This window comes from Paenibacillus xanthanilyticus, from assembly GCF_042682185.1.
GTDB lineage: Bacteria > Bacillota > Bacilli > Paenibacillales > Paenibacillaceae > Paenibacillus_Z > Paenibacillus_Z xanthanilyticus.
This window is the reverse complement of record NZ_JBHUHA010000001.1, coordinates 1,694,596-1,707,931: the sequence shown is the minus strand read 5'-3', so window position 1 is coordinate 1,707,931 and position 13,336 is coordinate 1,694,596. Positions and strand designations below refer to the sequence as shown.

Sequence of the window (13,336 nt, the reverse complement as noted above, 5' to 3'; positions counted from 1 at the left end):
TTAATATTTGCAATTTGCAATTATGAGCTTAAAAGTAAACCCCCATTATTTCGGAGGTAAACAACATGAAGTTGATTTCTGCATGGCATCGTTAAAAAGTTTGATGGAGCGTATGACGGTATCTCTTTCGAAATCTGTCATTGTCGAGAGAACGCTGTGAAGCTGAGTATTTACGGTCAGATTAATGTCATTCTCGATCCCAAGCCCTTCAGGTGTTAAGGACAAGATATTGATGCGATTATCGGCGGGATGGGGCGTTTTCTTAACCAATCCCTTATCGACTAAGGTTTTGACCTGCCTGCTGAAGGTCGTAATATCCATCCCTAAAGCACCGGCGATTTCTTGCATGGAAGGTTGGTGCTGGCGGTTGATCTCGTACAAGATATGGCTCTGCACAAGCGAAATCTCTTGGCCGCAGCAGTTGTCGCAGCATTGCTCATTCAATAATCCGAAGTTTCTCGACAGCAGCTGAAACAAGTTCCGTACATTTTCCATTGTCATGACCTCCTGATTCCGTTATACCACTTATATTTGCAAAATGCAAATGTTATTGATTATCGGGCTTCAATCGAAAAGCAGTCGGAGTATGTTGCCGAGCAGAATTTTCCCCTTATGGGTTGGGCATCCCTGAATCGGTATTCCCCGCGCGCGGCGTCGGTCTTTCAGCGGAAGATCCAATTATGTTGTAGTCAGAAATTGGATTTGAAAAAATACCTCCCACTGGGGATTTAGACCTTGCATCACGAACATACATTCGGTATATAATAAAAACACGAACATACTTTCGGTTATTGGGGGTGTCATTATGGTGGTGCCCGTTATCATGTTGGCGGATTGCCAATCCTTTTATGCGTCAGTCGAAAAAGCAGCGCACCCAGAATATCGCGATAAGCCACTCATTGTGGCTGGCGATCCCGCACGCAGATCAGGAATCGTACTTGCGGCATGTCCAATCGCTAAAAAATTCGGTATTACAACCGCAGAAACATTGGGGGAAGCTTTGGGAAAATGTCCGGATGTGGTGGTCATTCGTCCGCACATGCAGACCTACATTGACGTATCCCTTATGATTACGGAGATCTTTGAGTCGTTTACGGACTTAGTCGAACCCTTCTCGATTGATGAACAGTTTCTCGATGTCACGGGTTCGCTTTCGTATTTCGGATCACCCGAAGAAATTGCTCGAAGGATTCAGATTAAGGTGATGATGTATACAGGCGTCTGGATCAGAATTGGTATAAGCTCCACGAAGATCTTGGCTAAGATGGCTACAGATATCTGGGCAAAGAAAAGTGAAACGGGAATTTTCACGCTGCCTAAAAGTGAGGTGGAGAGTCTGTTGTGGCCGCAGCCCGTGAACAAAATGTTTGGTGTTGGTTCGCGGATGACGGCTCATTTTAACCGGATGGGGATTACCGCCATCGGGGATATCGCCCGGCTGCCGCTCGCAGAGCTGAAGCGGAAAATGAGAATTGTAATGGGCAAAAACAGCGACATTCAAGCTGAATTATATTGGCAAACCGCGAACGGGATCGATTCCAGCGCGGTTACACCGGGTACGCATGATGTCCAGCAGGCGATTGGCCATCAGATGACGCTGCCGCGCGACTACAGCCGCAAAGAAGACATTGAAGTCATACTGCTTGAGCTAAGTGAAGAGGTATGCCGGCGCTGTCGAGCCAAGGGATATATGGGCTCCGTTATTTCCGTAGGCTGCCAAGGAGCCGACTTCGACAGACCTACGGGATTCTATCGACAGGTCACGGTTGCTGATCCGACCAACATCACGAATGAAGTTTTTGAAACGGCGCGGAAGTTATTTTATGCCCATTGGGACGAGATGCCTGTCCGTAAGCTTGGCGTGGTGGTATCGAAGTTGACCCGCGATACGCAATACCAGCTGACCCTTTTCGGTAATCGGGAGAAAGCAAGGCGATTAGAACGAGCTACCGATCAAATCAAGTACCGTTATGGAGGTACCGCAATCTTGCGAGCTTCCTCTTTATTAGGGGCTGCGCAAGCGCTTGAACGTAGTGCAAAAATCGGGGGGCACTATAAGTGAGTAAGAAACTTCAAGGTAACGGCCGCTGGGAATCCAGCCGTATGATGCTCCCGGAACATCGAGAACAATATCTCAGTCGGAGGCACGGGCAGCATGAACAGGCGAAGACCGAACTGCCGAGCAAGGAAGAACTCGAATTGGTTCGCGATTTTGTTCTGCTCCCCATGATGCTTACGATTGTAGAAAAAAACAGCACGGAAATCGGGCTTACTTCCTATTCGTTGAAAAGCTTATATATCAAGGCTTCCCAGGTTTTGATGACGCGCATCCACGCCGATCTTAGCGAAGTTAGGAAGAAAATGAAGGTCCGAAATATCAAAGTGTTTGAAGAAGAGCGCGTAGACAGCGCTATTCATTATCGATTTGTGTGCCGGGGATATGAGGACACCTTTGCCATGATGCGCGATGTGGCGCGGGCGGAGATCAGTGTACGGATTGCCAGGTATGTGTCGGAGATGTTTAAGCCGTCCTAAAAAAGCACAGAAGCCTACCGCTCAGAAAGGGTCTATATAGCAGGCCCATTATCTGAGCGGCGTCATTGGCGTGACCTTCCTGCATCAGGCGTCGATACGGGAAACATCGATAATGTCGTGGAAAAAAATCCATTGGTCTCCTACATGGAGGCGATTATGAAACTGGTCAAGTTTCTCGACGATCCCGCTGTATGTTCGATCCTCATAGGAGCCGAAAACCGTAATCCGAATACGTTCTCGATCCATGTAGGAATGACGGATTAACTCCGCAATCTTGTGTACGTTCTCGTTGGTCAAACCTGTCCTTTGGCGTATCAAAGGGCGTGTATTGCTAAAGGCGCTCCGTGTTTCTTGCTCCGCATAAACAGGTTGCTTTACCATATCGTCAGCCCCCTTTCAGGCATAAAAGAACATTTGTTCCTAGTATACCATAAATTTCTGAAACAGGCCCCTAAATGTAGGCAGCACATCCGTTACGCAGCATTCGTGCACATTCTCCAATGTTTATTTACGCGAACAATGGAAACCCTTTTAGGTACAAATAGGATGGTACGCTGGAGGGATCCCTGCTTGAAAGTTGAACTTGGACGCTGCTTACTGCATGAACGATTACTGGAATCCGGAAAAACGGCGGAATCGTTGGCGAAGGAGCTGCTATTCAAACCTGAACGAATCTATGACTTTATGGATAACAAAAGAGTGATGCCGCTCAAAATCGCCATATCGATCGCGGATTCCCTTCGTTGCGACGTACGCGCCTTGTACGAATTAATTACCATGGACAGGTAGGGGGGAAGAAGAATCTTATTGGCAGGCGAATAAGACCTGTAAAAAGCATACCTGTTCTGTACAATGTGGGATTACATCGGTGTATCCATGCAAGTAGAATGGAAGAAGAAAGCCTATGTGTGCAAAGATCGTAACATGCAAAATCGCTCTAGCCTATGCAATCCCCTTTCGCCACCGGAAGGGGATTTTATATTAGATAGGGTATGTTCCTTTTCTATCAACGATCATCGGCGGAGATGCTATAATTTTCACTAGTACTGAGGGACTAGCATCCGGGGGGCAAAGAGAAGCGTGAGACGACTGTTCATTCCACTTCGATTGAAATTTATGATTCTGTTCTGTTTGTTAAGCACCATACCATTAACCCTGATCGGCTTCCTTAGCTATAAACAGTACATCCATCAAGTCGAGAAGGATGCGAATACGTATACCGTGCAGATCGCAATGCAGATTCAGAACAGCATCGACCGTTACTACCGGGAGATGGAACGGTTAACGGCCGTGCCTTATTACGATCCTTCCGTTATGGCGATTCTCCGAAATCACGCTTCCGCGGATAGCGGGGATTTCGTTCCGCTCGAAGAGATCAACAAGATGAGTCTGCTGATTTCCTCGCTCGCGGCCGAAAGAAGCGAGATTCAGAACATTCTTATCTTTTCGCTCGACGGCGTGCTGTACACCAACACGGATGATTCCATCGATAAATTCTGGAGGTCGGAGGACACGCCATGGATGAATGCGGTGATGGAAGCGGATGGCGCCATTGTGGCGATTCCCCCGCATCATGCCAAGTATTACAAGTCGGGAGAACGAACGGTGATTTCGCTGGCGAGAGTCATCCGAGACCCGCAGACCCATCGGCATCTGGGGATCATCAAGATCGATCTGACGCAAAAGGGATTTGCCAGCCTCTTTGGCATGAGCGACATGGTGCCGGATACCGTCATCCATGTGCTGGATCAACAGGGGGAGACTTATTTTTCTTCCTTAACGGGAAATGGAGCCCGGATGCCCGAAGCGCCGAATGGACCGTTATTTCTCACGGCCGAGCAGCATTCCGAGCTCACGGGCTTTGTCGTCAAAGCGCTGGTGCCGGAGGAGAATTTGAAGAAAAACGCAAATGTCTTAATCCGGTACAGCTTATGGGTCTCGATCGCTTCGCTGCTCGCCGCCTTTCTTCTCTCGTACCTGCTCGCCGCAACCATGACGAAGCCGGTTCGCCATCTTGCGGTCATGATGAGGAAGATCCAGCGGGGAGAATTCAAGGAACGCGCCAAAGTCACGACGAATGACGAAATCGGGCTGCTGACGGAAGGCTTCAACAGCATGGTGTCCGAACTGGATAGATTGGTTCATCAGGTGTACGAGAATGAGCTCCGAGAGAAGGAAGCCCAATTATCCGCCTTGCAAAATCAGATCAACCCGCATTTTATTTATAATACGCTCGAGTCCATAAACATGAAAGCGCTCCAAATGGGGATTATGGAGCTGTCGGAGGCGGTCGTCAGTCTGGGGAGATTGCTCCGGTATACGATCGACTGGCATGAGAAGCTCGTTCATCTGGCCGATGAGCTGCAATTTGCGGATGCTTATTTGCAAATCCAGGCCTTTCGCTTAGGCGATCAGCTTCGCGTGCAAATTTTATCCGATCTTAGCCTCGAATCCTGCCTCATGCCGAAGCTCATTTTGCAGCCGCTGGTGGAGAATGCCATTGAACACGGGATGACGGAAGGCCCCATTCATATCCAAATCCGAGCCTGCTATGAGGAGGAGGACCTGCTCATTTATGTAGAAGACGACGGCGCGGGAATAAGCCCGGAGAAGCTGGATGAGCTGGACGCGCTGCTGAATGGTCCGGAGAAGCGGCACGCCCGTATCGGTTCCTTTGGCGCGAGGAAGAAAGGCTTTGCCCTTCGGAACGTCAATGAACGAATCAAATTGCTGTATGGACCCGCCTACGGTCTTTTTCATGAACGGACGGCCGGCCAGGGCGCAACCTTTTATATCCGGATACCTTTACGATGGGAGAATGAGGCATGAAGCTTACGATACTGCTGGTTGAGGATGAAGAATCGATTCGGAGCGGGTTTCGCCGCGTGCTGGAGGACATCATCGGAGGCGTCCGGGTGGCGGGTGAAGCCTGCAGCGGTCAGGAAGCCTTGGACTGGCTGAAATCCCATACCGTGGACGCCGTCATCACCGATATCCGCATGAAGGAAATGGGGGGCATCCAGCTGATCCAACGGCTGAAAGAGCAGTATCCCGCGCTTCCGGTCGTGATCATCAGCGGCTACGGCGATTTTGAATACGCGCAGGCGGCGATCCGCTGCGAGGCGATCGATTATTTGCTCAAGCCCGTCAAAACCTCGGAGCTGGCGCAAGTCGTGGAACGACTGAGAAAACGCGCCATGAAGGAGAGTCCTGACCTCGATCCGCAGAAGAGCATGGAAGAGCGCCACGTGATCCGCAAGGTAAAGGAAATCATCGGACAACGCCTGGACCAAGATATTTCGCTGCAATACTTAGCGGACCAGGTTCATCTGAACCATCGCTACTTGTCGGTTCTGTTCAAGTCGGAGACGGGGCAGAACTTATCCGATTATGTGACGCAAATCCGAATGGACAGGGCGAAGCAGCTGCTGAAGGATACCCAGATAAAAATCCAGGATATCGCGAAGCTGTCCGGGTATCCGAATGTGAAATATTTCCTGCATGTATTCAAACAAAATTTAGGCTGTACGCCTTCAGAGTACAGAGAAAACAACAATATAAATTAGACCTTTTCTGAATCACGCGCCATTATGGCCCCAAAAAGGACGACGTATAATAAGACTTGTAAGCGCTTAACACAAGTAAAGGGGATAACACACATGAAGAAAAAGCTCCAAGCTGCGTTAACCGTCCTTCCCTTAGCCCTGGCCGTAACGGCCTGCGGCGGCAACGACAACGTCGAGACAGACGCTTCTAAGCCGGAGGGACAAGCAGCGGCGAAGAACGTGAACCTGAAATTCAGCTTTTGGGGGAACGATACGCACAAAAAAATGTACGAGGACATGTTCGCGACGTACAAGGAGACGCATCCGAACGTGAATGTTGAAATCGTCACGATCCCATTCGCGGACTATCAGCAGAAGCTCTCGATTATGAGCGCTTCCAAATCGGCGCCGGACATCGCCTGGATGGCGGAGCGCATGATTCCGCAATTTCTATCCAATGGTCAGCTGGCGGATCTGGAGCCGCTCAAGCAGGACGCCGCATTCAAAATCGAGGATATGGTGCCGTCCACGCTCAATCTCGTGACGAGAGAGAACAAGGTATACGGCATTCCGTTCTCAACGCCTCCGATGATGATTTATTACAACAAAACGATGTTCCAAGCGAACAACCTGCCGACCCCAACGGAATTATACAAACAAGGAAAATGGACGTATGAAGAGATGCTGAAAGCGGCCAAGGCGCTGGCGAATCCGGACAAAGGCATCTATGGCGTTAATTTCGTGCGCAGCGGCTGGCAAAACTGGCCGGATGCCATGCAATCGCATTTCAATGCCTTCGGCGCTCAGCTGTTCAATCCGGAAGGTAACGCCTTTACGCTAAATGCCAAGGAAGGCGAGCAAGCGCTTCAGGTCTATTCGGATATGATTTTCAAGGATAACGTGCACCCGAAGCCAGGTGACCAAACCACGTTTGACACGGGCAAGATTGCGATGCAGAAGGAATTGTTCAGCTACATGGGCAAAGCGAAGGCGGTCGTGGATTTCGAGTGGGATATCGCGCCGCTTCCAGCCGGTCCTAACGGCCCCGGTACGACGATCGGATATGCCTCGTATACCATTTTGAAGGATTCGCCCCATTATGCAGAAGCGCTGGAGCTGCTGAAATATATGGCCAATCCGGAGAATATGAAGGTGACGTCCCAATACTTCGTGCCGAGCCGCAAATCGCTCCTCGAATCCGACGATTTCTTGAAGCAGGGGCCGTCTGCCGAAAGCGTGAAGCTTTCCGTAGTCGACCAGATCGCCACGGCCAGCTCCTTGCCGACTCATAGCAATTGGCAGCAGATCGATACGAAGATGCAGACGATTATGGATTACTTATATACGCAGAGCACCTCGGTGAAAGATATTCTGGGGATCGCGGAAAAGGAAGTTGGACCTTTGCTTAAATAAAGAACGGAGACGAGCCGCATACCGTTATCCGAGCTGGATGCGGCTTTCGTCTTCATAAAGTCAGGAGAGGAGCGAGGGTAGATGAGTTCCATACAACGAAACCTCACATTACCAAACAATCGATTCACTACCGTTCGGAAGAAGAAAGGAAAGCTGAACGCCAGAGACAGCTGGTTCGGCTATTTATTCATATCGCCGGTCGTGGTCGGTTACACCGTGTTTATGCTAGTTCCTATTATCTGGGCTTTCGTCATGAGCTTCACCAATGAATCGCTCATGGGGGCCTCGCGCTTTATTGGGCTGGACAATTATGCGCGTGCCTTTAGCGAGGATCCCTTATTCTGGACCTCGATCGGCAACACGCTGTATTTCTCGGCAGGTTTGATTCCGCTCAATCTATTGCTCGCGCTCGGTCTGGCCGTGTTGCTCAATAAGAAAATTCCGGGAATCGGCTTGTTTCGCACCGCCATTTTCACGCCGGTCATTACCTCCATTGTGGTATGGGCGATTGTGTGGAAGTATATTTTCGCTACGGACGCCGGGTTGATCAACCAGATTCTCAAGCTATTCGGCGTGACGGGTCCGGCTTGGCTGTATAACTTCGAGCTCGCCATGCCTGTAGTCATCGTGATCAGCGTGTTAAAGAACGTCGGATTAAACATGGTCATCTTTCTGGCCGCCCTGCAGGATGTGCCGGCCATCTATTATGAAGCGGCCAAAATCGACGGCGCGAATAAATCCCGAACCTTCTGGTCGATTACGCTGCCGATGATCTCCCCCTCCATCTTCCTGGCGCTGGTCCTGACGCTGATCGGCTCGTTAAAGGTATTCACCCAAATCCAGGTCATGACGGATGGCGGACCGGGAACAAGCACCCACGTCCTGGTGTATTACATCTATAAGCAAGCGTTCAAAAATTTCGAATTCGGCTATGCGTCTTCCATCGCATTCATTCTCTTCTTCCTTGTATTGGTGCTCACGCTGGTTCAATGGAATTTGCGCAAAAGGTGGGTGTACCATGAACAATAGCATTGTCCGCCATATCCCGGCCTATATTCTTCTGCTCCTTGTGTCGGCGGTGATCCTGTTTCCTTTTCTATGGATGATTACGACCGCGCTTAAGGACCCGACCAAGATCTTTATGTTTCCGCCGCAGTGGCTGCCCGATCCTTTCGTCTGGCGCAACTTCACGGATGTATTCAGTAAGCAGCCCCACTTTCTCTTATACTTCTGGAACAGTCTCTATATCGCGACGTTGGTCACGGTGGGCACCTGCCTGATTTCGGCGATGGCCGGTTACGCTTTCGCGAAGATCCCGTTCCGGTTTCGCAACATCATCTTCCTGGTGTTATTGAGCGGCATGATGATTCCAAGCGAAGTCACCGCGGTTCCGATGTTCGTCTGGATGACGAAGCTGGGCTTGACGGACAGTCATTTTCCATTGATCTTCCCGCCGATGCTCGGACGTGAAGCCTTGTTCGGGGTGTTCCTGCTGCGGCAGTTCTTCATCACCATTCCCGGAGACCTGGATGAAGCGGCCAAGATCGACGGATGTACGCCTTGGAAAACGTTCTGGTCGATCATGTTTCCGCTGGCGGGACCATCCTTGTCTACGTTAGCGATTTTTACGTTCCTGCATAGCTGGGACAATTACTTCGATCCTTTAATCTTCATCAGCACGGATCAGCTGTTCACGCTGCCGGTCGGCTTGAAGCTGTTCACGGATGCCGCAGGGACCCAGTGGAATCTGTTAATGGCCGCCTCGGTGATGGCCACCTTGCCTTTGATGCTGGTCTTCTTCTTCGCGCAAAAACGATTTATCGAAGGCGTGGCCATGACCGGGCTCAAATAAGAAAAGTAAAAAGGAGAAACGCCATGACCATCAAAATGGAAGCGGATATTGTCGTAGCCGGGGGAGGCCCTGCAGGCTTGTGCGCAGCGGTGGCTGCCGGACGATCGGGCAAGAAAACCGTGCTGGTCGAAAGGTATGGTTTTGTCGGCGGGATGACTTCCGCGGCCCTGGTGTATCCGTGGATGACCTTTCATACGCTGGAGGGGAAGCAGGTTATTGCGGGATTGGCGCAGGAGATCGTGGACCGGCTGCAGGAACGCGGCGCCTCTCCGGGACATATGCGGGACACGGTAGGCTTCACGCGGACCTTGACTCCCTTCAAGCTGGAGGAATTTCAAGTGCTTGCCGTCGATATGCTCGAAGAGGCCGGCGTCCAGGTGCTGTTCCACAGCTTCGTGGAGCAGGCGCATGTAGAGGACGGACAAATCAAAAGTCTGACCCTGGCTACCAAATCCGGCCCGATCCAGCTGGAAGGCAAGGCGTTCGTCGATACGACCGGCGATGCGGATGTGGCGTTCTTAGCCGGCGTCCCATGTCTGAAGGGCCGGGAGGGCGACGGCAAGACGCAGCCCATGACGCTGAAATTCCGGATGCGGGGGGTGGACTTGGCCAAGGTCAAGGCTTATATGCTCGAGCACCCGGAGGAGTTTTACAAACGAACGCCGGTCGGTGAGCTTCCGGACCTGGAGCTAACGGGCGTTTGCGGCTTCTATAAGCACTGGAAGGATGCCGCGCTTCCGATCAATCGGGACCAGGTGTTGTTTTTTGCGGGACCCGGAGACGACGAGGTGCTGGTTAACACGACCCGCGTTCAAGGCTTGGACGGAACGGATGTCGAGCAGCTATCGGCTGCGGAAGCGCAAGGACGCCGTCAGGCGCTTCAAGTGGCGCAATTCATGAAGCGCCATCTACCCGGGTTCGAGAAAGCCTCGATCAGTCAGATCGGCGCTCAGATCGGAGTTCGCGAAAGCCGCCGGATTGATGGCGTCTACGTGCTGGAGACGGAGGATGTCGTCTCAGGCAGACGGTTCGCGGATGTCATTGCGCGAAGCGGGTATCCCATCGACGTCCATGACCCTACCGGCCAAGGGGTGAAGAGCGAGTGGGTGCGCGGGGACGGCGCCTACGATATTCCGTACCGGAGTCTGGTCGCCAGAGGGGTAGGAAATCTGCTGGCCGCCGGCCGATGCATCTCGACCTCGCACGAAGCTTTGGGCACGACGCGTCTGACGCCAAGCTGCATGTCCACCGGACAGGCGGCAGGCACGGCCGCAGCCTTGGCGCTGGATACCGGCGCCAGCCTTGTCGATCTTGACGTAGCTCGACTGCAAAGCATTCTGCGCGACAACGGTGCAATATTAAACTAAAGGTTGCCATAGGAGACATCAAGAAGCTGCTGCGTCAAAGGACGCAGCAGCTTTCTTCCTATGGAAAGGTCGATTTGAGATGGAGCCTGCGCCAATTCCGGCGTACAGGTTCACTAGGGGGCTGCAAATGAACTTCGCGAAGATCCGTTTCCGCAAGAAGAGCGTCATCCTTACCTGGCTGCTGTCTTACCTCGTTGTGCTGATCCTCCCGATCGCCATGAACGTAGCCGTCTACGATCAGACGGAAAGAACCTTGAAAAACCAGATTAAGCGGGGGAACGACTCCTTATTGTTTCAAATGCAGGAATCGGTCGATAGCGAGATCGCTTCGGTCCGGCAGCTGGTCTCCCAGATCTATGCCAACGTGAAGGTGCAGAATCTCTTCTATTCCAACAAGCTGAACCGGGGCGATTATCGCTATGATTTGTACGAGATTATTCATGACCTGGGCAGCCTTCGCTCGGCTTATACCTCCTTTGAAGAGTTCTATATTTATTGGGCGCCCGGCGACCGGGTCATCATGCCGACGCTGTACAAAGCTTCTGAAGAGGCTTACGAGGACCTGTATGCGGGAGGCAGTCTCTCCAGGGAGGAATGGAAGCGCAGGGTAAGCGGCATCAACCAGCGGCAATTTATCCTCACCAGCCGCAGGACGGACGAGGGGAAGATGCGGTATTACGCGACCTATATCAGCTCCTTCCCGGTGGGCAGCAACGACCAGCCTGTAGGCTCGATCGCCGTCATGTTGAACAACGACCAGCTGCTGAGGACCATCTCGAGCATCCCGCTGTTTAATAGCGGGGATGTATTTATTATGAACGAGCGCAATGAAGTCATGGTATCCAATGTGCCGGACGAGAAAGACCTTTCCGCGCTGGGACCGTTCCCGGATTCGCATGGGGAAAAATCGGTCGCGTACCGCGGTAAGCCATCGACGGTCTATTATGTGAAATCCCATAACTCCGAGCTTACCTACGCGACCATCGTTCCGGATCAGATTGTATGGAAGGAATCGCAGTACGTTCGCAACTTGACGTACTTCAGTATCGTGATCAGTCTGGTCGGAGGCGCTTTGCTCACGTGGTTGTTCCTGCGCCGGAATTACTTGCCCCTGAGCCAGCTCATTCAGACCTTCTCCCGACGGATTGGCGGGCTATCCGCCAAGGAAGTCAATGAATTCTCCTACTTGGAGCAGATGCTGGCGAAGACGCTCGATGAGAAGGAGCAGGCCAGCTTAAGGGTGAAGCAGCAGACCCACCAGCTCGGGGGGAACTTCATCGCACGTCTTATGAAGGGCCGCATTCAAGCTTCCATTCCCGACGAGGAAGCGCTGAAGGCGTTTCAGCTGGACTTTGAGACCGATGATTTTTGCGTTCTTCTCCTCTATCTGGAGGAAAGCCAGCCCTTCTATGAACGGATCGGATCGCTTCAAGTGGAGGATCCCGCCAAGCTGCTCGATTTTGTCGTAACGAATGTGGTGGAGGAAACCTTGAACCGGTCCCAACGCGGCTATATGGCGGAGGTTGGCGACATGATGGCCTGCCTGATCAATCTAAGAGCGGGGGACGAGGAACGTTCCCTGCGTGACATTGGCGATGCGGCTCGCGAAGCGCGTGATTTCCTGCTGCAGCAGTACCAGATCGGCATTACCACCGCGGTTAGCGGGGTTCACTCCACGCTCACTTCTATTCCGGAGGCGTATAAGGAATCGTTGGATGTGATGGAATACAAATGGGTCATGGGCAGAGAAGGCCATCTGTCTTATCCCGAGATGCGCACGGAGCAAGGGAATCCGACCCAATACGGCTACTATTACCCCCTTCAGGTGGAGCAGCAGCTCATGACCGTGGTGAAGTCCGGGAATATCGATGCGGCGAGGCAGCTGTTGAACGAGATCATCGATCGCAACCTCAGTCAGCCTGCGATGGCGGGAGAGCAGATCAGGTGTCTCCTGTTCGACCTGACCGGCACCCTGATGAAGACGATCCAGGAGCTTGGCGAGACGAACGTCGATTTTCAGTCGGTGGTACACCGGTCTTTTGATCGGCTGTCGGATTTGAAGACCATCAAGGAAATCAACCAGGAGATGCTGGCCATGCTCGAGCGGGTCTGCGCCTATACGGCGGACCGGCAATCGGAAATCACGCGGAAGTGGAAGAACGCCGAACAAGACGGGTTCATCCGCTCCATTGTGCGCTACATCGAAGACCATTATCAGGATGTGAATCTCAACATTACCATGATCGGCGAGGCCTTCGACATGAAGCCCACGTACCTGTCCAAGCTGTTCAAGGACCATACGGGGGAAGGACTGCTGGACAAGATCAGCCAGACTCGCATCGAACGGGCCAAGATTCTCTTGAGGGAGGAGCGGATGGTGCTGCAGGAAGTGATGGAGCAATGCGGCTTCAATGATCTAAACACCTTCTCCCGCTCCTTCAAGAAATGGGTGGGCGTCACGCCGGGTCAATATCGAAAAATGGAGTAGCCATTGGAGGTTTTAACGGGTTTCGAGGACATTGTGAGGGTCGGATTGGAGGTTTTGACGATGGAAGGGCCGTATCGGCGGAGCGATACTGAAGACGTGACCCAGCGCTTCGTGCAGATGGGCGATCAGGCTCCCC

At 52.1% G+C, this 13,336-nt stretch carries 11 protein-coding genes; 9 read left to right on the top strand and 2 right to left on the bottom strand.

All coding sequences use genetic code 11. The features are described 5' to 3' along the window. Positions 1-45: 45 nt before the first annotated feature. Positions 46-495: a MarR family winged helix-turn-helix transcriptional regulator gene (locus ACFSKT_RS06850; RefSeq protein WP_377722027.1), complete on the bottom strand. Its 450-nt coding sequence runs from the start codon at positions 493-495 to the stop codon at positions 46-48. A 310-nt stretch (positions 496-805) separates the two neighbouring features. Between ACFSKT_RS06850 and ACFSKT_RS06845 the strand changes: the two genes are divergently transcribed. Continuing rightward, positions 806-2,062 (top strand): DNA polymerase IV, encoded by a 1,257-nt coding sequence (locus ACFSKT_RS06845; protein WP_377722026.1) that lies wholly within the window; start codon positions 806-808, stop codon positions 2,060-2,062. Continuing rightward, positions 2,059-2,535 (top strand): YhjD family protein, encoded by a 477-nt coding sequence (locus tag ACFSKT_RS06840; RefSeq protein ID WP_377722025.1) that lies wholly within the window; start codon positions 2,059-2,061, stop codon positions 2,533-2,535. Before ACFSKT_RS06845 ends, ACFSKT_RS06840 begins: the two co-directional genes overlap by 4 nt. 84 nt (positions 2,536-2,619) lie before the next feature. Here the strand turns inward: ACFSKT_RS06840 and ACFSKT_RS06835 are convergent, their stop codons facing one another. After that, positions 2,620-2,916, bottom strand: a complete 297-nt coding sequence (locus ACFSKT_RS06835) for a YolD-like family protein (RefSeq protein WP_377722024.1) — start codon at positions 2,914-2,916, stop codon at positions 2,620-2,622. Between the two features lie 699 nt (positions 2,917-3,615). On the opposite strand from ACFSKT_RS06835, the gene ACFSKT_RS06830 reads away from it, so the two are divergent. The 7 genes from ACFSKT_RS06830 (at position 3,616) to ACFSKT_RS06800 (ending at position 13,200) form a co-directional block, all read left to right on the top strand. Further along, positions 3,616-5,364 (top strand): cache domain-containing sensor histidine kinase, encoded by a 1,749-nt coding sequence (locus tag ACFSKT_RS06830; RefSeq protein WP_377722022.1) that lies wholly within the window; start codon positions 3,616-3,618, stop codon positions 5,362-5,364. Further along, a complete protein-coding gene (locus tag ACFSKT_RS06825) occupies positions 5,361-6,101 on the top strand; it encodes a response regulator transcription factor (protein WP_377722021.1) in 741 nt (246 codons plus the stop codon). The genes ACFSKT_RS06830 and ACFSKT_RS06825 overlap by 4 nt, the downstream gene beginning before the upstream one ends. 93 nt (positions 6,102-6,194) lie before the next feature. Then, positions 6,195-7,493 (top strand): ABC transporter substrate-binding protein, encoded by a 1,299-nt coding sequence (locus ACFSKT_RS06820; RefSeq protein ID WP_377722020.1) that lies wholly within the window; start codon positions 6,195-6,197, stop codon positions 7,491-7,493. An 81-nt stretch (positions 7,494-7,574) separates the two neighbouring features. Further along, the gene (locus ACFSKT_RS06815) at positions 7,575-8,522 is read left to right on the top strand and encodes a carbohydrate ABC transporter permease (RefSeq protein ID WP_377722019.1); all 948 of its coding nucleotides are present in this window, start codon (positions 7,575-7,577) and stop codon (positions 8,520-8,522) included. Beyond that, on the top strand, positions 8,512-9,345 hold the full coding sequence (locus ACFSKT_RS06810) for a carbohydrate ABC transporter permease (protein ID WP_377722018.1): 834 nt from the start codon (positions 8,512-8,514) through the stop codon (positions 9,343-9,345). Before ACFSKT_RS06815 ends, ACFSKT_RS06810 begins: the two co-directional genes overlap by 11 nt. Positions 9,346-9,368: 23 nt before the next feature. Then, complete coding sequence (locus ACFSKT_RS06805) at positions 9,369-10,712, top strand: FAD-dependent oxidoreductase (RefSeq protein WP_377722017.1); 1,344 nt, start codon at positions 9,369-9,371, stop codon at positions 10,710-10,712. 127 nt (positions 10,713-10,839) lie between these two features. Continuing rightward, complete coding sequence (locus ACFSKT_RS06800; RefSeq protein ID WP_377722016.1) at positions 10,840-13,200, top strand: AraC family transcriptional regulator; 2,361 nt, start codon at positions 10,840-10,842, stop codon at positions 13,198-13,200. The last annotated feature ends 136 nt before the right edge of the window (positions 13,201-13,336 follow it).